Genomic DNA, 24,654 nt, shown 5'->3' on the forward strand with positions numbered 1-24,654 from the left:
GGCGGGCGGTTAAGGCGGTCAGCGCTTGGCGTCGGCGGGGACGGCGGCCGGCTCGGCGGGCCCGGCCGCCGGGGCCTGGCGCAGGGCGCCGGCGCTCAGCACCAGGGCCGCGGTCAGTGCGGTGACCAGGGCGAACGAGACGGTCAGCGAGGTGGCCTGGGCGACCACGCCGATGATGGCCGGGGCGACCAGGCCCGAGGTGTAGGTGACGGTCGCGACACCGGCGATGGCCTGGCTGGGGTTGCCGCCGGTGCGCCCGGCCGCCGCGAAGGCGAGCGGTACGACGACGGCGATGCCGATCCCGATCAGCGCGAAGCCGGGGATGGCCAGGTACGGGGTGTCGGCGATGATCACCAGGACGCCGCCGACGGTGGCGATCACCCCGCTGATCCGGGCCGCCGGAACCGGTCCGAGCCGGCTGATCACCGCGTCCCCGGCGAGCCGGCTGACGGTCATGGTGAGCGCGAAGGCGGTGTACGCGGCGGCGGCGACGCCGGCCGAGGCGCCGGTGACGTCCTTCAGGTAGACACCGCTCCAGTCCATCGAGGCGCCCTCGGCGAACACCGCGCAGAAGCCGACCAGGCCGATCGCCAGCGCACTGCGCGGCGGCAGGGCGAAGCGCGGCGGCGCCTCCTCCTCGGCGCCGGCCCGGAAGTCCGGCAGCCGGGAGGCGATCAGTTGCGTGGCGAGGACCAGGACCAGCGAGGTGACGGCCAGCTGGAGCCGGGGGTCGAACTCCTGGTGGACGGCCAGGACGCCGAAGGCGGAGGCGACCAGGCCGCCCGCGCTCCACATGCCGTGCAGACCGGACATGATCGAGCGGCCGAGGAGCCGTTCGATCTCCACGCCCTGGGCGTTCATCGCCACGTCCGCCGTGCCGGCGGTGGCGCCGAAGACCAGCAGGGCGAGGCAGAGGGCGACCAGTGACGGCGCCAGCACGGGCAGCGTCAGCGCGAGGCACCAGAGCGTGATCAGCACGCGGACGGCGGCGCGGCCGCCGTAGCGGTGGACGAACCGGCCGGCCAGCGGCATGGCGAGCGACGACCCGAGGGCCGGCATCACCAGGGCCAGGCCGAGCTGGCCGGGGCTGAGGTCCAGGTGCTGGCGGATCCAGGGGATGCGGGTGGCGAAGGTGCCGGCGACCGCTCCGTGCACGGCGAAGACCAGGGCGATCGCCACTCTGGCCCTTCGGGGGTCCTTCATGATCTCGGGCATCCGACGCTTCCTCCGGGTCGCGCGACCCGCGCGACAGTGCCGTCCGTGGACGGGGGTGCCCAGTCGGGCTCCCGATCCGATAAATTATCAGGAAGGGACCCTGATAGAAATACCCGGACCCGGACGTTCTGGAAGGATGCAGCCTCATGACAACCGCGCGAACGGCCACGCCGAGCACCGCCCGGGCCATCAACGACCGGCTGGCACTCAACCTGCTGCTCGATCAGGGCCCGCTCACCGCGACCGAGCTGCGCGAACTCACCGGCTTGTCCCGGCCCACCGTCTCCGACCTGCTGGAGCGGCTGCAGCGCAGTGGCCTGGTCGTCCAGTCCGGCGAGCGCGGCGAGCAGCGCCGCGGCCCCAACGCCCGGCTGTACGCCCTGGTCGCCTCCCGCGCCCACATCGCCGCCATCGACGTCCGCTCGGTCGGCATCAGCCTGGTCATCGCCGACCTGGCCGGCCGCACCCTCGCCACCGCCGAGATCGCCGCCGCCGACCCGGCCGGCCCCGGCGGCACGGCCGGCCTCGCCGCGCGCACCGTCCGGACCCTGCTCGACACCGCCCGGCGGGCCGGTGTCGAGCACCTGCACACCGTCGCCGTCGGCGTCCCCGGCCTGGTCGACCCGGCCACCGGCCGCCTCAGCAACATCGGCGGCCTCCCCGGCTGGCACACCGAACTCCTCGCCCTGCTGCGCGAACTCCCCGGCACCGCGCTGATCCTGGAGAACGAGGTCAACCTCGCGGGGGTCTCCGAACACCGGATCGGCGCCGCCCGCGACCGCGACACCTTCGTACTGATCTGGCTCGGCCACGGGGTCGGCGCCTGCGTCGTGCTGGACGGCAAGGTCCGGCGGGGGGCCTCCGGCGGCACCGGCGAGATCGGCTTCCTGCCCGTCCCCGGCACCGGCGGGCTGCCCACCGCGACCGGCTGCGAGGGCGGTTTCCACGCCCTCGCCGGCAGCGGCAGCCTCTGCGACCTCGCCCGCAGCCACGGGCTGCCCGCCGACGCGGCGGGCGACGCACCCGCCGCCGAGGCCGTCGTCACCGCGGCGCTCGCGGCGGGCCCGGCCGGCGACGCCTTCCTGGACGCCTACGCCGAGCGGGTCGCCATCGGCGCCGCCGCCATGAGCGTGGTGCTGGACCCGGGCTGCGTCGTCCTCGGCGGCGAGGTCGGCCGCGCCGGCGGCGCCGAACTCGCCGACCGGGTCGGGCGCCGGCTGGCCCGGCTGATCCCGCTGCGCACCGAAGTACGGGCCGGGGAGGTCGGCGGGCACGCCGTGCTCGACGGCGCCGTGCTCACCGCCTGCGACGCGGTGCGCCGGGAGGTCTTCGGCGGGCCGTGAACGGGCCGTGGCCCGGTGCCTCAGCGCGCGCCGCCGACCGGCGCGGACCGCGCGTCGGGCGCTTCGGGCACCGACAGGGCGGGCGTGCCCACCACCACGGCGGCGACCAGGCCGGTCACCAGCAGCACCCCGACGGCGATCCGGCCGCACACCGTCCGCAGCGGCACCCGGCCGGGCCGGGGCGGGGCGACGTTGCTCGCGTACCGCTCGTGCGGCCGCGCGTCGGAGACGAACGCGAACGGCACCCGTTCTGCCGCCTGGGTCATCGCCTGGAGTCCTTCCGTCGGTCGGGGCCGGTCCGCGCCACGGGCAGCTGCTGCCCGATTCGGGCAGTTTACGCCGGAAATACGGCTGAACATCCGTTATCCGGCCTACCGGTCGGCGCCGGAGACCCGGCGGTCCGCTTCGCCCCCGGCCCACGCGGTACGGCAGGATGGCCGCGACAGGGGATCACCGAACCACCGCCAGGAGTCGCACCATGGGCCTGCCCGCGCCGGTCAACCCGTACCGCATCGGCGAGGCCGCGGCGATGCTCGGCGTCAGCGCCGACACCATGCGCCGCTGGGTCGACGCCGGCCGGGTCGCCGCCGAACGCGACGAGCACGGCCACCGGATCATCCCCGGCGCCGAACTGGCGGCCTTCGCACGCGAACTGGCCCGCAGTGAGAGCGCCGAGGCCGAGGGACGCCCGTCCTCCGCCCGCAACCGCTTCCCCGGCATCGTGACCAACGTCGTCCTGGGGGACGTCGCCGCGCAGGTCGAGATCCAGGCCGGCCCGTTCCGGGTGGTGTCGCTGATCAGCCGGGAGTCGGCCGAGGAGCTCCGACTGGTGCCCGGGGCCGCCGCGACGGCCGTGATCAAGTCCACCAACGTGATGATCGAACGCGCCTGACGGACCGCCCGGCCCCAGCACCCCACCGCCGAGAAAGAGGTCGCAGCAGTCATGCCCCAGCAGTCCCAGCCCGCCGCCCGCCGCCCTGTGCTGGCCGTCGCGCACCGGGGCGACCCGTACCGGTACCGGGAGAACACCCTGCGCTCGGTCGGCTCCGCCCTCGCGGCCGGCGCCGACGCCGTCGAGGTGGACGTCCGGCTGACCCGGGACGGCGTGCCGGTCCTGCTGCACGACGCCACCCTGGAACGGCTCTGGGGCGACCCGCGCCCGCTGCGCACCGTCACCCTCGACCAGCTCGACGCCGTCGGCCCGGCGGACGACGGCGTGCCGACCCTCGCCGCCGCCCTCAAGGCGGTCGCCGCGGCCCCGGCCGCCAAACTGCTGATCGACCTGGACGACGCGGGCCCGGCCGCCGCCGCGCTCGCCGCCGTCACCGGCCTCGGCGCCGAGCGGCAGGTCGCCTACTGCGGGCCCGCCACCGCGATGCTCGCCGTCCGGGCGCTGGCACCCGACGCCGAGATCGCCCTCACCTGGAAGCAGCCACAGCTGCCCGATCGGGCCCTGCTGGCCGACCTGCGCCCGCGCTACGTCAACCCGCCGTTCGGCCTGGCCGGCCCCGAGTTCGTCGCCGCCGCCCACGAGCAGGGCCTCGCCGTCAGCACCTGGACCGCCGACCTGCGCCGCACCATGCGCCGGCTGCGCCGGGTCGGCGTCGACTCGATCACCAGCAACCGGATCACCGTCCTGCGGGCCGTCCTGGACAGCGGCCGGTGACCGGCCGGACACCCGGCCCCGCCGTGCTGGGCACCCGGGAGCTCGGCCGCGCCCTGCTGGCCCGCCAGCACCTGCTGGAACGCTCCGCGATGCCGCCCGCCGCGATGATCGGCCACCTGCTCGGCCTCCAGGCGCAGGCCGCCCCGCAGCCGCCCTACCTCGGGCTCTGGTCCCGCCTGGACGGCTTCGCCCACGGGCAGCTCACCGAGCTGATCGAGCGCCGCGAGGTCGTCCGGATCGCCCTCCAGCGCGGCACCATCCACCTGGTCACCGCCGACGACTGCCTGACCCTGCGCCCGCTGCTGCAACCCGTGCTCGACCGGGCGCTGCGCACCGGCTACGGCAAACGCCTGACCGGCCTCGACCTCGACGCGCTCACCCGGGAGGGCCGCGCGCTGGTCGAGGAGCAGCCGCGGACCTTCCAGCAGCTCGGCACCCTCCTCGGCGAGAGCCGCCCCGGCCGGGACCAGGCCGCGATGGCGCAGGCCCTCCGCTGCCGGCTGCCCCTCGTCCAGGTACCGCCGCGCGGGATCTGGGACCGCGGCGGCCCGGCCGCGCACACCACCGCCGAGCACTGGCTCGGGCGCTCCCTCGACCCCGCCCCGGCCCTCGCCGGCACGGTGCTCCGGTACCTCGCCGCCTTCGGCCCGGCCACCGCCGCCGACGTGCAGAAGTGGTGCGGGCTGACCAGGATCGCCCCGGTGCTGGCCGGGCTGGCCCCGCAGTTGGCGACCTTCCGCGACGAACGGGGCAAGGTGCTGTACGACCTGCCGGACGCCCCGCGCCCCGGCGCCGGGGCCCCCGCACCCGTCCGGCTGCTCGCCCCGTTCGACAACCTGCTGCTCTCGCACGCCGACCGCAGCCGGATCCTGCCCGAGGAGTACCGCTCCCGGGTCATGACGGTGAACGGCCTCATCCCCGGGACCCTGCTGGTGGACGGACTCGTCGCGGGCAGCTGGGAGCTGACCACCGGCCCGGCCGGCCGCAGGCTCGTCCTGGTACGGCCCTTCGCCTCACTGGCCCGTCAGGACAGGGCGGCCGCCGAGGCGGAGGCCGGGCGGCTGCTGGCGTTCGCCGGCGATGACGGCGACGTCCTGATCGAGGCGCCGGACGCGCGGTAGCCCCCGGCGGACACGACCGCCACCCATCCGGGCCGGTGACCGCTCCGAATGGCCGTTGTGGCCAACGACAGAGCGTCCGCCGAGGAGCGTGCCACGACGCTGCTCCGCCACGGGACGTGGATGCCTCCGCTGCCTGTCGCCGCCCTCGGGACGCGTGAGCGAAAGGAGCACGGGAACCGGTGACGATGCCTCACCTGTGGCGCCACCTGTGGACGCGTCCGGGCACCGCCGCCGACCTGGCGGCCCTGCTGGTCCTGATCTCGGCCGACCGCCTGCCCGGCGAGCCGGCCCTCACCCCGCAGGCGCTGCACCGGGCCCTCGCCGCCGGCCCGGCCCGGCGGCCGGGCGGGCGCGGAGCGGCGGCGGTGGAGCGGACGGAGGTCGTCCACGACGGCTCCGGGCAGCTGCTGGGCGCCGTCCGCTTCAGCCGGGAGCCCGACGGCACCGGAGCGTCGATCCGGTGGCTGCACGCGCTGGAGGACCGGGCGGTCGCCGACGCGCTCGTCCGCCTCGTCCTGGACCACGCCCCCCGGTGCACGGTGTACGCCTTCGCCGGGGCCTCGCCGCTGCCGCCGGGCCTGCCCGGGCTGCCCGTCCACGACCGGGCCGTCACCCGCGCGGCCCTGGAGGCGGCGGGATTCCGCACCGACGGCCAGTGGCTCTACCTGCACCGGCAGTTGCCCGGCCATGGCGTGACGGGGGCAGTGCCGCCCCCCGTGCGGCCCGAGCCCGCCGGCCGCTGTTCCACGGGGGCCGGACCGGCGGACGCCGACGGCGCCACCTGGTGGATCGACGCCGAGGACCTCGGCCGGCACGACGGCGACCCCTACCTCGCCCGGTGCTGCCTGGACGAGACGCTCGCCGGCCTGGCGGCCCGCGGCGCACGCGACGTGATCTGCTGCGTCGACAACCTCGCGGCCGGCGTCTCCACCACCCGTACGGTCCTCTACGACTGCGGCTTCGACGAGGTCGACGTGCTCCAGTCGTTCGTGTGCCGGCGGTGACGCCGGCCGTCAGGGCGACGCCGGGAGCGCCGCCAGTGCGGCGCGCGCCCGGGGCGCCCACAGCGGGCTGAAGTACGGGTCGATGGCGAGCGCCTCGGTGAGGTGGCCGCGGGCCGCCGCGGTGCGGCCGAGAGCGAGTTCGATCTCGCCGCGGTGGAAGGCGAACTGGGCGTTGCGCCAGCCGCCGCGCTGGGCCCGATCCGCCAGTTCCAGTGCCTCGCCGTCGGCTCCCTGGCGGTGCAGCGCCCAGGCCAGGGCGTCGGCGACCAGGGCGTTCTGCCGGCGTTCCCACTCGCCGCGCAGCAGACGGACGGCGGTGGCGGGATCGCCGTGGTCGGCCTGGTACTGGCCCGTGGCCAGGTCGTCGACGACACCGTTGGCCTCCGCGAGACGCTGTTCGGCCTCCAACAGGAGGTACTGCTGCCGGGCCTCCCCGGGGCGGCCCAGGGACTCCTGGAGCTCGCCCAGTTCCAGCAGGTACTGGGGGAGCGGGACTCTCGCGACGGCCTCGGTGTAGTCGCGCACCGCCGCGTCGGTGTCACCGAGGGCGGCCTCCGCCCGGGCCCGGCCGGCCAGGGCCGGGGTGTAGCCGGCATCCGTTGCGAGGGCCTGCCGGTAGCCGGCGAGCGCGTCGCGGGTGCGGCCGCCGGTGCGGTCGAGTTCGGCGATCTGGTACTGGCAGAAGGCCTGGTCGGCGGGGTCGTAGGCACCCGCGAGCGCCTGTTGGAGCGCCAGGCGGGCGTCGTCGGTGCGGCCGTGCTGCTCCAGGTCGTAGGCGGCCCGGGTGAACGAGGCCGTGCCGGGGCGGCGGTCCAGCAGGTCCTGCACGGCCTCGGTGGCGCCGGTGTCGTCGCCGAGCTGGGTGCGGGCGTCGGCGAGCACGGCGTACGCGGCCCAGTGCGCCGGGGACACCGCGATCGCCTGCCCGGCGAAGTCGCGGGCCTCGGCGAACAGATGGCGCGCGTTGGCGAGCGCACCGAGACCGGTCAGGGCTTCCACGTTGCCGTCCGGCGTCAGCGTCATCGAACGCCGCAGCGCCTCCTCCGCCTTCGGGTAGTAGGACGGGTCGGCGGTGAGCCGGGCCTGCTCGACGTACTCCCCGCCGAGCCGGGCCCAGCCGGCGGCGTCCCCGGGCAGGGCGCGCAGCCGCTGCTGGTCGGCGGCGACGGCCCGGGGGAGGGAGCCGGCGGCGACCGGGGCACCGGTGTCGTGACGCGGGCCGCCGGCGGAGGCGGCGCCGGGGGCTCCGCCGCGGCCGGTCGCGCCGAGCACGGTGAGGCCGCCGCACAGCACGGCCGTGGTGAGCAGGAGGGGCAGGCGTCGCACAGCAGGCCTTTCGGGTCGTACGGCGGGCGGGCCGTGGTGCGGGCGGGCGGTGGGGGTGCGGGCGGGCGGTGGTGCGGGCGGGCGGTGCTCCACCGCCCACCCGCTCACGGCCGGTGCCTAGTTGGGCTGGTTGACGGCCTTGTCGTAGGGCAGTGCGACGTACGGGAAGGCGGCTCCGAACGGCTTGTCGGCGGCGTTGACCTTGTCGCCGGCGGCGAGCGCGCCGATCAGGTTGCCCGGGGTGGCGCCCTCCATCACCTGCAGGGCGATGTCGACGACGTCGTCGGTCAGGCGGCGCCCGTTCGGGAAGCCCTGGAAGTCGCCGGCGAGGACGCCGAGCCGGTTGGGGGCGGGGCTCACCGGGGTGGACATGTTCAGTCGCAGCTCCTCGGCGGGGACGAACCTCTTCGGGTTGATGTCCTGGTTCAGCAGCTGCGAGTTCAGGTCCACCTGGTAGGGGCCGCCGGTGGCCTTCGCGATACCGGTCAGGAAGATCTCCTGGAGGTCGGTGCGCGGGGTGGCCGGCGCAGGCAGGCCGTAGATGGCCTGGATCAGCTGCGGCACCTCCGGGTTCAGCACCTTGGCGACCACCGCGGGCTGGTTGTGGTCCTCCGACGGCGGCAGCGAGTTGAAGGCGTCCTTGAGGCCGGCCGGCAGCACGACCTCGTTGACCAGCGGGTTGCCGAGCCGCGACACCTGCACGTACTTGCCGGTCGGCTCGGCCTTGCCGGGGCTGAGCTTCAGCGTCTGCTTCTCGGTGCTGCTCCACACCCCGATGACCGGGTTGCGGCTCGGGTCGCCCTTGTACGCGAGCGCGCTCTTGGGCACCTGGATGGACAGCGTGTTGACGTTGTACCCGGCCAGGGTGTTCTGGCCGACCTCGGAGAGGTTCCCGCCGTAGAGCAGGTCGAAGACGCGCAGGTCGAGGAAGAACGGGTCGGCGGCCTGGGTGGCCACGGTCTGCCCGCCGCCGGGCAGTTGGACGGTCGCCTGGCTGCGCAGCTGCCCGTAGTTCGGCATCGAGGCCCGGCCGGTGTCGGAGGGCGCGGCGGTGCCGTGCTCGACCAGGGTGACCGGGTCGCAGCCCCGGCGCAGCTCCTGGAGCGTGTAGTACTGGCGGAAGAGCAGCGTCGGGTCGGTGAGGTTGTTCACCACGCCGTTGTTGTAGAGGAAGGTGCTGGTGCCGCGCTGGTCCTCGGTGTGGAAGGTCCAGCGGTACGTCACGTCCGGCTTGCCGGTGCCCTGCGAGTCGATGTTGATGTCGTAGTGGGCGCCGTCGGCCCAGGGGTAGAAGTTGGGCCCGCCGTTGGGCTCCTGGAACGGCAGCCAGTTGGCGACCAGGGTGACGGTGTCCTGGTTGTCCGGGCTGGTGAAGGCGTACACGTCGGTGTTGTCGACCTGCGGGTCGGCGGCGATCAGCGGTGCCTCGCGGTGGCTGGAGGCGCTGCTGACGCCGGCTCCGGTGCCGAGCAGCGCGGTGCCGGCCAGCGAAAGGCTCATCGCGGTCAGGGCCGCCGCGGCACGGGCGGGGGAACTCGACCGGGCGGGTCGGCGCGTGACATTCATGGGGTGGGGGTTCTCGCTTCCTGACGGGCAGCATCCGCCCCGGGCCGGGAGGGCCGCGGAGGGATCCGGCTGGGCAGCCGCATTCGGCACTGTGGACCGGACTTCACGGACTGTTCGGCGGCGACAGGGGTGTGGACGGCCGTCCTCACCCGCGTGGTCCAGGCCTGTCACCCGGCCGGCTCGATAAACGCCACTCCACGTGCCCGGGGCGGGCTCCCGACCGGCGCCTGCGGCCTGTAGAACTCACATCCGGCACCGGTACCCCGTGCGGGTGACGCTGCGCCCCGGGCCGGAGTGGTGGTGGCACAACGGCCCTACCGGCCGCAATGGTTGCCCGGCGGGAACCAACCCCGGTGCCCCCTTCCCGGTCAGCCCCTCCACGGAGGCGCGGCGGCCGTCCCCCCTTGCTCGGAGGCAATGCGTGGCGCTCCCACGAGTTTTCGTAACGACAGGTGTGGCGCTCTCGGGCGCGGTATGGCTGCTGGCCGTGGCCGCACCGGTCGCGGACGCCCACCCGCTGGGGAACTTCTCCCTCAACCACTACCTCGGTCTCACCGTCCGCCCCGCCGCGGTCGAGGTCCTCGCGGTCACCGACAGCGCCGAGATCCCCACCCTCCAGGAGCGGCCGCGGGTCGACCGGAACGCGGACGGCACGGTCGACGACGCCGAGCGCGCCGCCTGGGCGGCGGACCGGTGCGCGCAGACCACGCGGAACCTCACCCTCACCACCGGTCCGTCGGCCCGGCCCGCCTCCTGGACGGTGCGCTCCGCGGAGTTCCGCTACGAGGACGGTGCGGCGGGCCTGCGGACCAGCCGGCTCGAATGCCGGCTCGACGCCCCCGTCGCCGTCACCCCGGCGGGAACCACGATGCGGGTGTCCAGCGGCACCGACCCCGGCCGGGTGGGCTGGAACGAGATCACCGCGCGGGGCGACGGCGTGCGGCTCGACCACGCGGACGTCCCCGAGGTGTCGGTGTCCAAGGAGCTCCGCGACTACCCGCGCGATCTGCTGGACGACCCGAGCGGTGTCACCCGGGCCGAGTTCCACGCCGTGCCCGGCGGGTCAGCGGCCGCCCCGCCGGGCACGGTCACCGGGCCCCACCGCTCGGGCCCCACCGCCTGGCTCGCCGCGCTCGACACCCGCCTCACCGCCCTCGGCGCCGCCCGGCACCTCACCGTCCCGCTCGGGCTGCTCGCGGTGCTGCTCTCGATCGTGCTGGGGGCGGGGCACGCCCTGCTCCCGGGACACGGCAAGACCGTGATGGCGGCGTACCTGGCGGGGCGGCGCGGCAGCACCCGGGACGCGGTCACGGTCGGCGCCACGGTGACGGTCACCCACACCGCCGGGGTGCTCGTGACCGGCCTCTGCCTGACCGCGTTCTCCTCGCTGGCGGGCGACGTCCTGCTCGGTTGGCTCGGGGTGCTCAGCGGCGCCCTGGTGGCCCTGGTCGGGGCCGGACTGCTGCGGGAGGCCCTGCGACGGGCACGGGCGGGCCGGGCCCGGGGCGGTGCCGGGGACCACGCGGAGCGCCGGCCCGCGCGGGAACTCGTCCACGCGGGCGCCGCTGCCGCGCCGGCCGACCGTCACCACCACTCCGGGGACGACCACGGGCACCGTGATCATGACCACCACGACCATGACCACCACGACCATGACCACCACGACCATGACCACCACGACCACGGGCACCATCACCACCACCCGCACGGAGGCGGGAGGCCGGGCCGGCGCGGGCTGATCGGACTGGGCATCGCCGGGGGCCTGGTCCCCAGCCCGTCGGCCCTGGTCGTCCTGCTCGCCGCGGTGGCCCTGGGCCGCACACTGTTCGGCGCGGCCCTCGTGCTGGCCTACGGCCTGGGCATGGCCGCCACCCTCACCGCCGTCGGCCTGCTGCTCGTGCGCCTGGGCGACCGCCTCGCCGGCCTGGCCGAGGGGCCCGTCGTCGGGCGGCTGCGCCGACTCGCCCCCTACACGGCCCTGATGACGGCCCTGCTCGTCCTGACGGTGGGCACGGGACTCATGCTCCGCAGCCTGCCGTCCACCCTGTGAACCGCTCCGACCGCCGAGCTCCTGGAGAATCCGTGGCACCGCCCCTGCCGTCCCGCCTGCTGCCCCTGCTGTGTCCGGTCCTGCTCTGCCTGCCCCTGCTGGCCGCGTGCGGTGGCGAGCCGGACGGCAGCTTCGACGCGCAGCCCGGTACCCCGTCACCGACCTGTCTGCCGCACCAGAGGCAGAGCCCGGGAGTCCGGTACACGGGTGGTCAGGCGTCCGATCCGAGAGCCGTCCTGGAGATGATGCGCTTCTACACCGCCCACGGCACCAAGGTCTTCTGCGACGGCGGGCCGGCCACGGCCACCGACCGGCAGTGGACCGGTCTCTACGGCAGGCTCGGCGGTGATCCCAGCCACGTGCCGCCGCGCTGAAGGGACAGAAACGCCACAAAGTCAGTAAATCGGAAATTCTATCTGACATGTGCTGAGATGGGGCTGAACGGACGGCGGGCAACGGCGGAGGTGGGAATGTCGACGGAGCCTGAACCCCCGGCGGGCAAGCCGGCGGCGGGCGGACCGGTGGCGAACGGGCCCGCGACGGGCACGCGGCCCGAGGACCGGCGCAGGCCCGACCAGGTGCTGCCTCCGGCCGTCCGGGCCGCCGCGGCGTGGTCGGCGGCGGTCATCCTCTTCATCACCGTCGCCGGACTGGTCGTCTACGCCCTGGTCGCACTGCGGGCGGCCACCATTCCGATGATCCTGGCGCTGCTCGGCACCGCGCTGCTGCACCCGCTGATGCCCTGGCTGCTCCGGCGCGGGATGGGGCGCGGCGCGGCGGCCGGACTGACCTGCGTCGGTCTCGTCGCCCTGGCCGGGGTGGTGCTCGCCCTGCTGGTCAACTCCCTGGCGCACAGCGCCGGGGAGATCGCCTCCTCGCTCAAGGACGCCGGCAACCAGCTGGCCGACTGGCTCGGCCCGGCCGGCGAGAAGATCCAGAGTTCGCTGCAGAACGCCTCCGGCGAGGGCAGTTCGCTGGTGAGCTCGCTCGCCGGGGGCGTGCTGTCCGGCCTCGGCGTGGCGACCCAGCTCATCACCGGCGGCGTGCTCGCCCTCGCGCTGGTCTTCTTCTTCCTGCGGGACGGCGACCGCACCGCCGACAGCGTCCGCTCCTACCTGCCCGGCCGCGCGGCCGAAACCGTCATCGCCTGCGGCCGGGAGGCCTTCGACGCGATGGCGGGCTTCATGCGCGGAACCACGGTGATCGCCATGATCGACGCCGTCTTCATCACCATCGGGCTCCTCGTCCTGGGGGTCCCCGGTGCCCCCGGGCTCGGCGCACTGGTCTTCATCGGCGCGTACATCCCCTACGTCGGCGCGTTCCTCTCGGGCACCGTGGCGGTCCTGGTCGCACTCGCCGACGGCGGCGTGGCCACCGCGCTGTGGGCGCTCGGCATCGTGCTCGCCGTCCAGGCGATCGAGGGCTACGTCCTCCAGCCGCTCATCCAGAGCAGGACGGTGCAGCTGCACCCGGCCACCATCATGGTCGTGGTGGTGGCCGGCGGGGGAGTCGCCGGCGTCATCGGCGCGCTGCTCGCGGTGCCGGTCTGCGCCGCCGGGCTCGGCATCATCTCGGTGCTGCGCGGCACCGGGAAGCCCGTGGCCGCCGAGGCCGCACCGTGACCGCCGTCCCCGGACCGCAGTGACCGCAGGGCCCGCAGTGACCACCGTGGCTGCCGCGACCGCCGTGACCGTCCGGCCCGGCTGACGCCGCGTCAACCGCGTGGGTAGCCTCTCAGGGTCGCCGCCCGCCAGCCGCCCCGGAGGTCCGCCATCGTGCTCCAGCCCCACCCGCCGATCGAGCCCTACGCCCACGGCCTGCTCGACGTCGGCGACGACAACCGGGTGTACTGGGAGACCTGCGGCAACCCCGGGGGCAAGCCCGCGCTCGTCGTCCACGGCGGCCCCGGCTCCGGTCGCAACCCGGGCAGCCGCCGCCTGTTCGACCCGGAGCTCTACCGGGTCGTCCTGTTCGACCAGCGCGGCTGCGGGCGGAGCCTGCCGCACGCCGCCGACCCGGCGACCGGCCTGGAGCACAACACCACCGAGCACCTGATCGCCGACATGGAGCGCCTGCGCGAGCACCTCGGCATCGACCGGTGGCTGCTGTACGGCGGCTCCTGGGGCTCCACCCTGATCCTCGCCTATGCCGAGCGGTACCCCGAGCGGGTCTCCGAGATCGTCATCGTCGGCGTCACGACGACCCGGCCGGAGGAGACCGACTGGCTCTACCGGGGGGCGGGCCGGCTGCTCCCGGGGCCGTGGGAGGCCTTCCGGGACGCGCTGCCCGCCGAGGACCGCCAGGGCGACCTGGTCGCCGCGTACAGCCGCCGGCTGAACAGTCCGGACGGGCCGACCAGGCTGGCGGCGGCGCGGGACTGGTGCGCCTGGGAGGACGCCGTGATCGAGCACGAAGTCCTCGGCAAGCCCGGCCAGTACAGCGACCGTCCGGAGGCGGACCTGGTCGCGTTCGCCCGGATCACCGCGCACTACTTCGCCCACGACGCCTGGATCGAGGACGGCCGGCTGCTCCGCGAGGCGGACCGGCTGGCCGGTATCCCCGGCGTCCTGATCCACGGGCGGCTCGACCTGGCGGCCCCGCTCAGGACGGCCTGGGAGCTGGCCAGGGCCTGGCCCGACGCCGAACTGACGGTCATCCGGGACTCCGGCCACACCGGCAGCCCCGCCATGCGCGCGGCGGCGCTGGAGGCGATCGAGCGCTACGCGCGGCCGGCCGGCGGGGGCAGCGTCGGCTGACCCGGGCCGTCGAGGGCGTCCGTACGGGCCTCAGCGGCTTCCCGGCCCGGGACGGCCGGCACCCGCTCAGGCGGCGAGGCCGTCCGCGCGGAACGCGATCAGGGCGATGTCGTCCCGGATGTCGGTGACCTGGGCGAGCAGGTGGTCGCAGAACTCCTCCAGCGGCAGGCCGCGGGCCCCGCCGGCCGTGGCCGCCAGCCGGGCGAGGCCCGCAGCGAGGTTCTCGCCCGGCACCTCGACCAGCCCGTCCGTGTAGAGGACCAGCGTGTCACCGGGGCCGAGAGCGGTGCGGTGGGTGCGGCGCGGCTCGCCGGGCGCGACACAGAGCGGCACGTCCGCGTCGGGGGCGGCCAGCAGCCGGGGCTCGCCGCGCGCCGGGACGAGCAGCGGCGGCGGATGCCCGGCGTTGGACCAGGCGGCCGTCCAGCCCTCGCCGGCGCGTGCCAGGTGCAGGTGCACGGCGGTGGCGAAGGACGCCACGCCGAGCCCCTCGGCGGCGGCGTCCAGCCCGGCCAGCGTGTCGGCGGGGGTGTGCAGGTGGGTGCGGTTGTAGGCGACGGCGCGCAGCATCGAGCGCAGCTGCCCCATCGTGGTGGCGGCGGTGAGGTCGTGGCCGGCCACGTCACCGATGGTCAGCGCGAGCGAGTCGTCGGGCAGGACGAAGGCGTCGTACCAGTCACCGCCCACCTCGGCGGTGCGGCTGCTCGGCTGGTAGCGGGCGGCGATCTCCGCACCGGGCACGCGCGGCGGCTCGGTGAGCAGCGCACGCTGGAGGACGAGCGCCGTGTGGCGGGTGCGCTGGAGTTCCAGCGCCTGGCGCAGCGGGGTCTGGGCGTGCTGGAGGACTTCCTGGAGCAGGTCGATGTCGGCGCGGCCGGGCGGCGGGTTGCCCTCGCAGCCGGCCGCGGCGGCGAGCGCGACGGCGCTGCCGTCGATGACGACCGGAAGCAGGGTGAGGCTGGTGGCGCCGGCCTCGTCCAGCCAGCGGGCGGACTCCTCGGGGACGAGGCCGTCCGGCACGCGGCCCGCCGGGAAGGTCAGCAGCACGGGCGTACGGTCGGCGACGGCCTGCCGGGCCTGCGGCCCGAGCCGGAAGGTCTGCCGGTCGAGCGGCGGCAGCGGCGGCAGTCCCGCCCGGGCCGTGGACGCGATCCGGGTGCCGGTGAGCTCGCCCGCGCCGTTCGGCGGGGTGTGGCCGGACAGCAGGAACACGGTGCAGGCGTCGGTGAGGTCGGGGACGACGAGGTTGACCACGGCGGCGAAGGCGTCCTCGGGGTGGGTGGCCTCGCTGACGGCGACCGCCCGGGCGAGCAGGCGCTCGCGCAGGCGGTTGCGCCACTGGTCCTCGACGTCGACGGTAGCGCCGATCCACTCCAGCAGCCGGCCGTCGCGGACGATCGGCACGGCCCGGGACGCGACGTGCCGGTAGCCCCCGGCCGCGGCCCGGAGCCGGAAGGTGTGCTCGAACATCGACGGCTCGCCGGTCGCCGCCGTCACCCAGCGCTGCACCAGTCCGTCGCGGTCGAGCGGGTGGATGACCTCGAACCAGCCCTCGTCCATGGTGTCCCGCCAGGGGTGCCCGGTCAGCGCCTCCCAGCCGGGCACCAGCTCGGCCATCGAACCGTCCGGGCGGGTCAGCCAGACCAGCTGGGAGACCGCCGAGATCAGCGCCTCGTAGCGTTGCAGCGCGTACAGGCGCTCGGTCGAGAGCTCCTCGGCCCGCTGGGCGGAGTGCACCTGCTCGGTGGTGTCGATCGCGGTGATCAGGACGCCGGGGCCGAAGCGCGAGGTGGCCGGGGCGCAGCTGTAGACGAAGTGCCGGTGGTCGGGCCGCCCGTCGCCGGTGGCCTGCACCGTGCGCGGGGCGGTGACCTGCCGGGCCGTGCCGTCGGCGAGGACGAGGTCGAGCAGGGTGAACAGCCGCTCCACGCCCGGCTCGGTGAAGACGTCCCGGATGGGGCTGTGCAGCGTACGCGGGCCGAACAGGTCGCCGAACGCTTCGTTGCGGTACACCAGGCGGTGATCCGGGCCGGCGGTCAGCGCGACCGCCACGATGGCCCGGTCGAACACCTCCGGTGTCAGCTGCGGCTCGCCCACCCGTGTTGCCCCCTCCGGCGCCGGCGCCCAGCCGCCTGCGCTGCTCCGGGCCGCTCGATGATCACCGGCGGCCGCTCATCCGCACAGTACCGGCTGGGCGTGCCGCACCCGCCGCCCGGCGGTGCCGCGCCCCGACGTGTCGCGCCCGGCCGGGCCTGCCGGGCCGCTCCGGGCGGGCGTGCCGCTGTGCCGCAGCCCGTCCCCCAACGGGCTGCGGCACAGCTTGGTGCGATTCGGTCGGTCAGCGGTGGTGCCGGTCGGTCAGAGGCGCTGCCAGAGCGCCGGGACGATCGGCGGCTCCCAGCCGGTCTGGGCCTGGTGACCCTGGATGCACCGGTAGCTCACGCCGTTGTAGGTGACGACGTCGCCCGCCTGGTAGACGGTGCCCGCCGCCCACGTCCCGCTGCCGGGGCCGGAGCCGACGACCAGCGAGTACGTGGTGCTGTGGGTCGCCGACCCGGCGCCGGTCACCGTGATGGTGTACGTGCCGGCGGTGGTCGCGGAGCCGACCGAGAGCGTCATCGTCGAGGACGAACCGGACTGCACCGCACCGGGGTTGAAGGTGACCGTGACGCCGCTCGGCTGGCCGGAGGCGGTGAGGTTCACCGTCTGGGCGGTGCCGGCGGTGGTGGCGGTGGCCACCGTGGCGGTGACGCTGCTGCCCGGGGCGGCGGTGCCGGTCGCCGGGTTCACCGCGAGCGAGAAGTCGTTCGTCGGGGTGGTGCCGCCGACCGAGGTCTTCCAGAGGGTGTAGGCGACGCCGTCGGCGGCGCGGTTCAGCACGGTGGCGCTGACGTTGCCCGTGGTGTCGCAGGACTGGTGGTAGCAGGAGTCGTACGCCTGGTTCGCTGCGCCGCCCCACTTCGCGGCCTGGGCCGAGGTCTTGACGGCACTCGCGCCCGCCGCGTACCCGGAGGTGGGGATGCCGCCCTGCTGGAACGAGTAGTCGTCCGAACGGCCCTGGCCCTCGACGTTCTCCTCGGGCTGCAGGCCCAGCGAGTCCCAGTAGGCCTTCATCGGTACGGCGGCCGCGGAGTTGATGTTGTTGATGAAGTAGCCGGCGTTGGTCGAGCCGACCATGTCGAAGTTGTAGTAGCCCTTGACGGCGCTGCGCTGCGCCGAACTCAGCTGGCTCACGTAGTGGTTGGAGCCCTGGAGGCCCTGCTCCTCGCCCGTCCACCAGGCGAACCGGACGTGCCGGGTCAGGGCCGGGTTCGCCTGCGCCAGGGCCAGCGCGTTCTCCAGCAGGACGGCCGAGCCGGAGCCGTTGTCGTTGATGCCGGGCCCGGCGGCGACGCTGTCCAGGTGGGCGCCGAACATGGTCACCTGGTCGGACGGGCCGCCCGGCCAGTCGGCGATCAGGTTGTTGGAGACGTAGGTGCAGGAGGTGCACTGCTGCTCGGTCACGGTGTAACCGGCCCCCTGGAGCCTGCCCTTGAGGTAGGCCACCGACTGGGTGTGGCCGGCGGTGCCGGCCCGGCGGTTGCCGCCGTTCTGCGAGGCGATCGTGTTCAGCTGGGTGAGGTCGGCCTGCACCTTGGCGACGTCGATATCGGGCGCGTTGCCGCCGGGGTTGCCGCCGCCGCCCACCGTCAGGGCGTACTGCGCGGTGTGGGTGGCGCTGCCGGTGCCCGTCACGGTGACGGTGTAGCTGCCGGCCACCGCGGCGGCCGACGCGGACAGGGTCAGCGTGGCGGACGAACCCGCCTGCACCGAGGCCGGGTTGAAGGAGGCGGTGACGCCGCTCGGCAGGCCCGAGGCGGTCAGTGCGATGCTCTGGGCGCTGCCCGAGGTCACGGCGGTGCCGACCGTCGCGGTGGCCGAGCCGCCCGGCTGCACGGTGCCGGCGGCCGGGGCGACGTTCAGCGAGAAGTCGTTGCTGCCGGACGGCGTACAGGTCGGGTCACCGGCCTGCGCGGGCACGCTGACCGCGTCCCACGCCGCCTTGGCGCGGTTGAACAGGGTGCACGCCGGGTCGAGGTTCTTCGCGGCGGTGAGGGTGGCGGTCCGGTACTTCTTGTACGTCATGCCGCTGGTCTTGAGCAGCATGCCGCCGTAGAACACCCGGCCGGCGTCACGGATGCCGACGCCGGTGACGGAGGAGCTGTTGCAGGTCGGGCTGGAGGGCTTGCCGCCGCCGGGGGCGGAACCCTCGGCCAGCAGGTAGAACCAGTGGTTCATCGGCCCGGCCGCCGCGTGCTCCTCGGTGGTGGGGATCGAGGCGGAGTAGCAGTTGGGGTTGCCGCTGATCTGCGAGGGGTTGTACATCACCCGGATCGGCCCGCTGCCGACCAGGTTGATCATCTCGCCGACCGTGTAGTCCGGGTTGTCGTACGGGGCGGGTTCGTTGGCGTACGCCTCGGTGAGGGCGCCCATGATGTCGCCGGTCGCCTCGCCGAGCCCGGCCTCGTTGTTGGCGCCACCGGGCGTGTACTGGTCGATGCCGTGGCCGAACTCGTGGCCGACCACGTCGATCGAGGCGATCCACTCGTTGGCGTTGTTGTGGCCTATCGAGATCGAGGAGCCGTCCCAGTACGCGTTGACGTCGTTCAGGCCGACCTTGACCGGCCAGCTGCCGCCGTTGCCGTTGTGGCCGTTGCGGCCCAGCCAGTCGCGCAGCATGTTCCACTCGTTCTGCGCCGCGAACATCACGTCGGCGCAGCCGGTCTCCTTGCTGGTCGGGCTGCCGGTGCCCCAGGAGTCACTCGTCTTGGAGAACACCTGGCCGCTGCTGTAGTCGGCGCAGCTCAGTCCGGGCCGGCCCGGGTCGCGCAGCGAGTACGTGCCGCCGGAGGCGGTGGTGGCGATGGTGACCGGCGCCGGGCCGTTCCACTTGCTGTTCGCGGTACCGGCCTTGACGTCGTCGTAGCTGTCGATCACCTCGCCGCTGCGGGCGTCGACGAAGACGTGCAGGTGGCTGGGCGCCGTGGCGGTCCGGCCGCTGAGCACGGTCTCCCAGGCGAGCCGGGCGACGCCGTCCCTGACCCGGACGACCAGGGTGCGCGACTCGACGGCGTCCACGGCCGCGAGCCGGGTACGGGCCGTCTTCTCGGCGTTCGCGGCGCTCACCCGGGGGGTGGTGGGAACGCCGATCGGCCCGCTCGACGCCGACTGGGAGCCGCGGATCCGGCCCTGCCCGTCGGCGAGGACGACGGCGTCGCCGCCGACCACCGGCAGACCGCGGTAACTGCGCTCGTACGCGACCGAGTACATGCCGTCGACCCACGGGGTCACGGTGCGCCGCTCGTAGCTCTCGCCCGGGCCCTTGGCGAGGGCGTCCAGTCCGGCTGCCGCGGCCTGGTCGGCGGCGGAGACGGCGGCGGCCAGCGCGCTCGGCGGGGGAGTCGCGGTGGTGCCCGGGAGCGCCGTCGCCGGTCCGGCGACGGCGCCCGTCAGGCCTGCCAGGACGGCCAGGGTTGTCCCGGCCGTCAGCAATCGTCCCTTGGTGAATCTGTGCTGCATCGAGGCTCCTCGAACGTGGGGGTCCTCGAACGCGGACGACGCCCTGGGAGGCCCTCGGGTGCGCCGGTCGGGCGGTCCGGGGCGAGCGGTGTCCGCGTTCGGGTGCCGGAACCCTCACATGTCGTCATGCCTCGATCAATGGTCTGGACATCTCCCACGACCCGTCGGCAAGTTCTGTCAAGAAGACCGCTCCGCAAAGTGGTTGAGACCACCTCATGTACGGACCGGCCGCCGTCCAGTACCGTCTCGCTCGGCGGCGCGCGTCCGCGCCCGCCCACCGAAGGACCTCGGGGGAGGGCCGCCCGTGCACGGGAACGCCGACGCGCCGCCCGCCGCCACCCCCTGGCGGGTCTTCGGCAGCCGCCTGCGGCACTGGCGCCGACGCGCGGGCCTCACCCAGGCCAGACTCGGCGCCGAGATCGGCTACGACCACACCGCCGTCAGCAAGCTGGAGCACGGCACCCGCCGCGCCACACCCCGCCTGGCCGGCCGCTTGGACGAACTGCTCGCGGCCGGCGGCGAACTGCTGGCGGCCTGCCGGACGGCCGAGGAGTGGAGCCCACCGGCCGCACCCGCCCCGCAGTCACTCGCGAGCCCCATCCGGCCGCCGCTGCCGGGCGGCCCCGGGCGGCAACCCGCGCCCGCCGCGCTGCTGCTGGCCGGCCTGCTGCCCGCCCGCCTCCCCGACTACGGCCTGCTCTGCCCGCTGCACGGCGCCGACGGCTGCGCCGTGCCCGCTCCCGCCGACATCGCCGCCCTGCACACCGCGTTCTGCGCCGCCGACCCCGCCGCCGCGCCGCCGCTGGACGCCGACACCGCCCACGCCCTGACCGCCCTCCTCGCCGTACTGCTGCGGGCCGGCGAGGAGCACACCCACTCCGGCACCGCGCTGGTCGAGCACACCCTGCGGGCCGTCGTCCGGCGACTGGACCTCGCCCCCGGGGACTCCCGCCGCCCGCTCGCCCGGCTCGCCGCCGAGTACGCGCACGCCGCCGGCGGCCTGCGGATGCAGCAGGGCCGCAACGCCACCGCGATGGCCTGCTTCGACCGGGCCCTGGCCTGGTCGGAACTGGCCGGGGACCGGGCCACCCAGGTGGCCGCGCTGAGCGACATGAGCACCCTGGCCCGGCTGGAGGGCGACGCCGCCTCCGCGCTCGGCTACGCCCGCCAGATCGGCCGGGCGGCACCCGGCCGCCACTGGGCGGGCGCGATGGCGCAGCTGCACCAGGCCCGCGCGCGGGGCCAAGCCGGAGACGCCCGCGAGACCGTCCGGCACATCGCCCGCGCCCGCCTGCACCTCGACCACATCGCCGACGGCGACGAGTCCGACGCGCCCTGGCTGACCATCGCCTCGATGCGGCTGCGGGTGGAGTCGGCCGCCGCCGCAGCCCTGCGGGACGTCGCCGCGACCGCCGGCGACCCCGGGCTCGCGCTGCGCGCCGGCGACGCCGCGCGGACGGCGCTGGGCCTGCTGGCCCCCGGGCAACTCCCGTCCACCCGCCTGCTGATCACGCTACGGATCGCCGACTGCCACCTCTGCGCGGACGACCCGCAGGCCGCCCTCTCGCTCCTCGCCCCGGTACTGGAGAACACCGCCGACGGCGTACCGGCCCTGGTCGGCCACGAACTCCGCGGCCTGCGGGACCGGCTGGCAGCCCACCGGGGCGGCCGGCCGGAGATCACCGCCGCGGCGGACCGGCTGGCCGAACTCGTCCGGTGACGGCCGGCCGGATCCGCTGCGATCATGGCGGGGCCGCGGCGTCCGCCGCGCGTCGTACGAGGCCGGGCCCCGGGCGGGCCGGCGAAGGGGGACACCATGAGCGGCTCCGCCGATGGGACCACCAGCATCACCGAGGCCACCGAGATCGCCGGGCTGCGGGTGCCGCAGGGCCACGCTGCGCGGGCCGCCCTGCTGGTCTGCGCCGAGTACGCGGACGAGGGGCTGTTCAACCACTCGGTGCGCTCGTACTTCTTCGGCGCGGCCCACGCGCGGGCCGGCGCCCTCGCGTTCGACGACGAGCTGTTCTTCGTGTCGGCCCTGTTGCACGATCTCGGGCTGACGAAGCCGTTCGACAGCCACACCCTCGCCTTCGAGGAGGCGGGCGGCGAACTCGCCCGGGTGTTCACCGCCGGGCTCGGCTGGTCCGTCGAACGGCGCGACCGGGCCGCCGAGATCATCGTCCTGCACATGCGCGACGACGTGCCGGCCGCGCAGGACGTGGAGAGCCACCTCCTCCAGGTCGGCACGAGCGCCGACGTCTCCGGGCGCGGACTCGACGCCTTCGACCCCGGGTTCACCGCCGAACTGATGCGGCAGCTGCCCCGGGCCGGCTTCGGCGCCGCCTTCCTGGCCCTGGCCGACGAGCAGCTGCGGCGCAAGCCGGGCAGCGCGGCGGCCGGCATGGTGACGAGCGGCCTGGCCGGGCGGATCGCGGCCAACCCCCTCGAACGGAGCTGAGCCCGACCCGTCCCCGGTCGGCTGTCACCGCAGGGCCGTCGGCGCCCTGACCAGTGGTCAGGCCGCGTCGGACTCCGCCCGCCACATCGGGCGGAGTCGCTCCTCGACGTCGGCGGCCTGGCGGAGACCCGCTCGGTAGGCCGGTTCCCAGGCTGCCAGGTCGCCCATGTCCGGGCCGAAGGCGTCTACCGAGGCCGGATCGGGGCCGATGGTCACCACGGTGTCCGCCCCCACGGCCGCCAGCTGCTGGTCGAGCGGCTCGCGGGGGAACAGGTGGGCCATCGGCTCGACCACGACCAGCCTGCGGGCTCCAGCAGCAAGATCGGCGTTGGGGCCCGCACGCAGCGCACCGTCCAGGTACCGCCGGCCGTCGACGGCGACAGGCGGCGCGGCGCCGGGGAAGGCGCTGCTCGCTGCCACCGCGTGCACCAGCGGCACGCCGCTGTCGCGGTCCCACACGACGGGTTCCCCGCTGGTCGCGTCCACGGCGGTGATCAGCAGTCGCCGCTCCGGCCACACCTCCGCACCGAGCAGGGCGGCGCGCCCCGCGATCAGCGCCTCCTCGGCCCGGGGGTCGACGCCGTCGAGCGCGATCCGGCCGACCCGGCGCTTGGCCTCGCCGGGCTCCAGGCTGCGGTCGCCGAGTACGGCGAACACCGCGCCCATCCGTCCGGGGTCCGCCGTGACCCGGTGAGCCGGCTGCCGGGCCGACGTCGCGAGCCGTCCCGGATCCTGGCCGGTGGCGAGCAGTGCTCCGACGATCGCGCCGGCCGACGTCCCGACGATCAGGTCGGCCTCGCCCAGGTCCAGGCCGTCGCGGCGCAATCCGTGGGCCAGCCCTGCCATCCAGGCGGTGCCGACGTGACTCCCGGGACCCAGGACGAGTGCTCGGTCGAAGGTGTGCAAGGTGATCTCCCCTCGTTATTGAAACAGTCGTACCATATACTCGCTCATGATGTGGCAACTCCGTTGCGCCGAGGGGAGATCGACCGTGGGCCGACCCGCTGATCCCGCCCGTCGCGAGCGCACCCTGGCGCGGGCGACCGACTACGTGCTGGCACACGGCCTGGCCGGGCTGAGCCTGCGGCCACTGGCCGCGGCCCTCGACACCAGCCCGCGGATGCTGCTCTACGACTTCGGCAGCAAACAGGAGTTGGTCGCGGCTGTCCTCGCCGAGGCGCGCCGCCGAGGTGCGGTGCGCCTGGCCGGACACCGTCCGCCGAGGACGGGCTCCGTACAGGAGCGGCTGCGTGGCATCTGGGCCTGGATCAGCGCGGACGAACGCGCTCCGTTCGTCCGGCTGTTCTTCGAGGTGCACGCCGACGGACTGGTCCATCCCGAGGCCTACCCCGACCAGGGGGAGGCGATCACGGACTGGTTCGACACGCTCGGCGCCACGTTCCGTGACGTCTCCACCGGTCCCGACGACACCGTCACGCCCACGTTGGTCATGGCCGTCGTCCGGGGTCTGCTCTTCGACCTCACGGCCAGCGGCGACCGTGACCGCACCGATCGGGCGCTGGACCGCTTCGCTGAACTGCTGGCCGGGTGAACGGTCCCGGCAGGGTCCGTCAGGGTGGTACCGCCCCGCGCTCTACGGCTCCCCGTAGCGGGTGAGGACCGCCGACACGTAGTCCTCCAGGCGGGCGGCGACGAGGGCCGGCGTGAGGTCCGTGCGGCCGAGTTCGCGCCACGGGGCGGCGAGCTTCTCGGCGTCCGGGGCGTAGTGGAGGGCGCTCAGGAGCTGCCAGTACAGGTGCGCGCCCGGTGCGGTGGAGAGCCGGCCGCCGGCGGCCAGGTAGCCGTCCACCAGCAGCAGACCGGTGCCGGGGCCGTGCAGCAGCGCGAGTGCGACCGCGCAGTGCCCGACGTCCAGGTCCGGCGGGCCCCAGGAGGTCTCCACCCAGTCGACCACGCCGGTGACGTGCTGGTCGCCGGCGTCGCCGCCGAACAGGACGTTCCCGGGGTGGAAGTCGCGGTGCAGGAAGCAGCCCTCGTACGCCGGGGGCCGCGCCCGGACGACGTCCATCGCCCGCCGCCACAGTTCGGGGCGCGCGGTGGCCGGGGGGAGCCGGACGCGGTCGGGCGGGGTCCAGACCCGGTAGTCGCGCGGCCGGCGCGGCCCGGGTACCGGGAGTCGGTGGATGCGGAGCAACTGCCGTGCCAGCAGCTCGACTCGTGGGGCGGCCGTCGCGTCGTCGAGCCGCACCTCGCCGGGCAGCAGGGACATCAGCAGGGACGGGAACCCGGCGAACTCGGCCGTCGGGTCGACGGCGAGCAGCGAGGCGGCGGTCACCCCCGTGCCGCGCAGCAGGGCGAGGGTGCAGGCCTCCCGGGTCAGCAGGCCCTTCGCGTGTCGTACGTAGTACGGCTCGGTGAACGAGCGCAGCACCAGCGAGCGTCGGGAGGCCGGGCCGGCGACGTCCAGCCGCCTGACCTCCGACGTCCAGCCGCCGCGCAGCCGCGTGACGGCCACCACGGCCTCCCCGTCGGTCAGTTGTGACGCCACCCAGGCCCGGGTGCCGGCGTCCCACCCCTGTTCGTCCGATTCCCCGGTCATGGCAGGAACCCTACCCAGCCGTCCGGGCGG

The 24,654-nt window shown here is 75.0% G+C and carries 20 protein-coding genes; 12 read left to right on the forward strand and 8 right to left on the reverse strand.

From position 1 onward, the window contains the following. Nucleotides 1-18: 18 nt before the first annotated feature. Entirely contained in the window at nt 19-1,215 is a 1,197-nt protein-coding gene (locus ACFUK0_RS23325) for an MFS transporter (RefSeq protein ID WP_380253211.1), read from the reverse strand. 146 nt (nt 1,216-1,361) lie between these two features. Between ACFUK0_RS23325 and ACFUK0_RS23330 the strand changes: the two genes are divergently transcribed. Continuing rightward, the gene (locus tag ACFUK0_RS23330) at nt 1,362-2,558 is read left to right on the forward strand and encodes an ROK family transcriptional regulator (protein WP_380253213.1); all 1,197 of its coding nucleotides are present in this window, start codon (nt 1,362-1,364) and stop codon (nt 2,556-2,558) included. Nucleotides 2,559-2,578: 20 nt separating this feature from the next. On the opposite strand, the gene ACFUK0_RS23335 is transcribed toward ACFUK0_RS23330, so the two are convergent. After that, nucleotides 2,579-2,824, reverse strand: coding sequence for a hypothetical protein (locus ACFUK0_RS23335; RefSeq protein ID WP_380253215.1), 246 nt, complete (start codon nt 2,822-2,824; stop codon nt 2,579-2,581). 212 nt (nt 2,825-3,036) lie between these two features. Here ACFUK0_RS23335 and ACFUK0_RS23340 point away from each other — a divergent pair, with 212 nt between their 5' ends. From ACFUK0_RS23340 to ACFUK0_RS23355, 4 genes are all read left to right on the forward strand, one after another. After that, nucleotides 3,037-3,450 carry a molybdopterin-binding protein gene (locus ACFUK0_RS23340; RefSeq protein ID WP_380253217.1) on the forward strand — a complete coding sequence of 138 codons (414 nt, stop codon included), beginning with the start codon at nt 3,037-3,039 and terminating at the stop codon, nt 3,448-3,450. A gap of 51 nt (nt 3,451-3,501) precedes the next feature. Then, nucleotides 3,502-4,224, forward strand: a complete 723-nt coding sequence (locus tag ACFUK0_RS23345) for a glycerophosphodiester phosphodiesterase (protein WP_380253219.1) — start codon at nt 3,502-3,504, stop codon at nt 4,222-4,224. Continuing rightward, nucleotides 4,221-5,345: a winged helix DNA-binding domain-containing protein gene (locus tag ACFUK0_RS23350; protein WP_380253221.1), complete on the forward strand. Its 1,125-nt coding sequence runs from the start codon at nt 4,221-4,223 to the stop codon at nt 5,343-5,345. The genes ACFUK0_RS23345 and ACFUK0_RS23350 overlap by 4 nt, the downstream gene beginning before the upstream one ends. Nucleotides 5,346-5,524: 179 nt before the next feature. Then, nucleotides 5,525-6,349, forward strand: a complete 825-nt coding sequence (locus tag ACFUK0_RS23355; protein ID WP_380253223.1) for a hypothetical protein — start codon at nt 5,525-5,527, stop codon at nt 6,347-6,349. Nucleotides 6,350-6,358: 9 nt separating this feature from the next. On the opposite strand, the gene ACFUK0_RS23360 is transcribed toward ACFUK0_RS23355, so the two are convergent. Together ACFUK0_RS23360 and ACFUK0_RS23365 are read right to left on the reverse strand one after the other, a co-directional pair. Then, entirely contained in the window at nt 6,359-7,783 is a 1,425-nt protein-coding gene (locus ACFUK0_RS23360; RefSeq protein ID WP_380253225.1) for a tetratricopeptide repeat protein, read from the reverse strand. A gap of 9 nt (nt 7,784-7,792) precedes the next feature. After that, nucleotides 7,793-9,175: a DUF4331 domain-containing protein gene (locus ACFUK0_RS23365; RefSeq protein ID WP_380253227.1), complete on the reverse strand. Its 1,383-nt coding sequence runs from the start codon at nt 9,173-9,175 to the stop codon at nt 7,793-7,795. Nucleotides 9,176-9,695: 520 nt separating this feature from the next. On the opposite strand from ACFUK0_RS23365, the gene ACFUK0_RS23370 reads away from it, so the two are divergent. The 4 genes from ACFUK0_RS23370 to pip all read left to right on the forward strand — a co-directional run bounded on the left by ACFUK0_RS23370 (nt 9,696) and on the right by pip (nt 14,047). Then, nucleotides 9,696-11,291 (forward strand): high frequency lysogenization protein HflD, encoded by a 1,596-nt coding sequence (locus ACFUK0_RS23370; RefSeq protein WP_380253229.1) that lies wholly within the window; start codon nt 9,696-9,698, stop codon nt 11,289-11,291. 32 nt (nt 11,292-11,323) lie between these two features. After that, nucleotides 11,324-11,665, forward strand: coding sequence for a hypothetical protein (locus tag ACFUK0_RS23375; RefSeq protein ID WP_380253231.1), 342 nt, complete (start codon nt 11,324-11,326; stop codon nt 11,663-11,665). 96 nt (nt 11,666-11,761) lie between these two features. Further along, entirely contained in the window at nt 11,762-12,913 is a 1,152-nt protein-coding gene (locus ACFUK0_RS23380) for an AI-2E family transporter (RefSeq protein WP_380253233.1), read from the forward strand. A 153-nt stretch (nt 12,914-13,066) separates the two neighbouring features. Continuing rightward, nucleotides 13,067-14,047 (forward strand): prolyl aminopeptidase, encoded by a 981-nt coding sequence (gene pip, locus ACFUK0_RS23385; protein ID WP_380253235.1) that lies wholly within the window; start codon nt 13,067-13,069, stop codon nt 14,045-14,047. A gap of 66 nt (nt 14,048-14,113) precedes the next feature. On the opposite strand, the gene ACFUK0_RS23390 is transcribed toward pip, so the two are convergent. After that, nucleotides 14,114-16,144, reverse strand: a complete 2,031-nt coding sequence (locus ACFUK0_RS23390; protein ID WP_380253237.1) for a SpoIIE family protein phosphatase — start codon at nt 16,142-16,144, stop codon at nt 14,114-14,116. A 261-nt stretch (nt 16,145-16,405) separates the two neighbouring features. Next, complete coding sequence (locus tag ACFUK0_RS23395) at nt 16,406-19,606, reverse strand: M28 family peptidase (RefSeq protein ID WP_380253239.1); 3,201 nt, start codon at nt 19,604-19,606, stop codon at nt 16,406-16,408. 304 nt (nt 19,607-19,910) lie between these two features. On the opposite strand from ACFUK0_RS23395, the gene ACFUK0_RS23400 reads away from it, so the two are divergent. Then, the gene (locus tag ACFUK0_RS23400; protein ID WP_380253241.1) at nt 19,911-21,326 is read left to right on the forward strand and encodes a helix-turn-helix domain-containing protein; all 1,416 of its coding nucleotides are present in this window, start codon (nt 19,911-19,913) and stop codon (nt 21,324-21,326) included. Nucleotides 21,327-21,422: 96 nt separating this feature from the next. Then, nucleotides 21,423-22,064: an HD domain-containing protein gene (locus ACFUK0_RS23405; RefSeq protein ID WP_380253243.1), complete on the forward strand. Its 642-nt coding sequence runs from the start codon at nt 21,423-21,425 to the stop codon at nt 22,062-22,064. Between the two features lie 57 nt (nt 22,065-22,121). Here the strand turns inward: ACFUK0_RS23405 and ACFUK0_RS23410 are convergent, their stop codons facing one another. Further along, nucleotides 22,122-22,970: a patatin-like phospholipase family protein gene (locus tag ACFUK0_RS23410; RefSeq protein ID WP_380253245.1), complete on the reverse strand. Its 849-nt coding sequence runs from the start codon at nt 22,968-22,970 to the stop codon at nt 22,122-22,124. Between the two features lie 85 nt (nt 22,971-23,055). Here ACFUK0_RS23410 and ACFUK0_RS23415 point away from each other — a divergent pair, with 85 nt between their 5' ends. Further along, the gene (locus tag ACFUK0_RS23415; RefSeq protein ID WP_380253247.1) at nt 23,056-23,616 is read left to right on the forward strand and encodes a TetR family transcriptional regulator; all 561 of its coding nucleotides are present in this window, start codon (nt 23,056-23,058) and stop codon (nt 23,614-23,616) included. A gap of 42 nt (nt 23,617-23,658) precedes the next feature. On the opposite strand, the gene ACFUK0_RS23420 is transcribed toward ACFUK0_RS23415, so the two are convergent. Next, nucleotides 23,659-24,624: a phosphotransferase family protein gene (locus ACFUK0_RS23420; RefSeq protein WP_380253249.1), complete on the reverse strand. Its 966-nt coding sequence runs from the start codon at nt 24,622-24,624 to the stop codon at nt 23,659-23,661. Nucleotides 24,625-24,654: the final 30 nt, after the last annotated feature.

This window comes from Kitasatospora sp. NPDC057223 (assembly GCF_042669755.1).
GTDB lineage: Bacteria > Actinomycetota > Actinomycetes > Streptomycetales > Streptomycetaceae > Kitasatospora.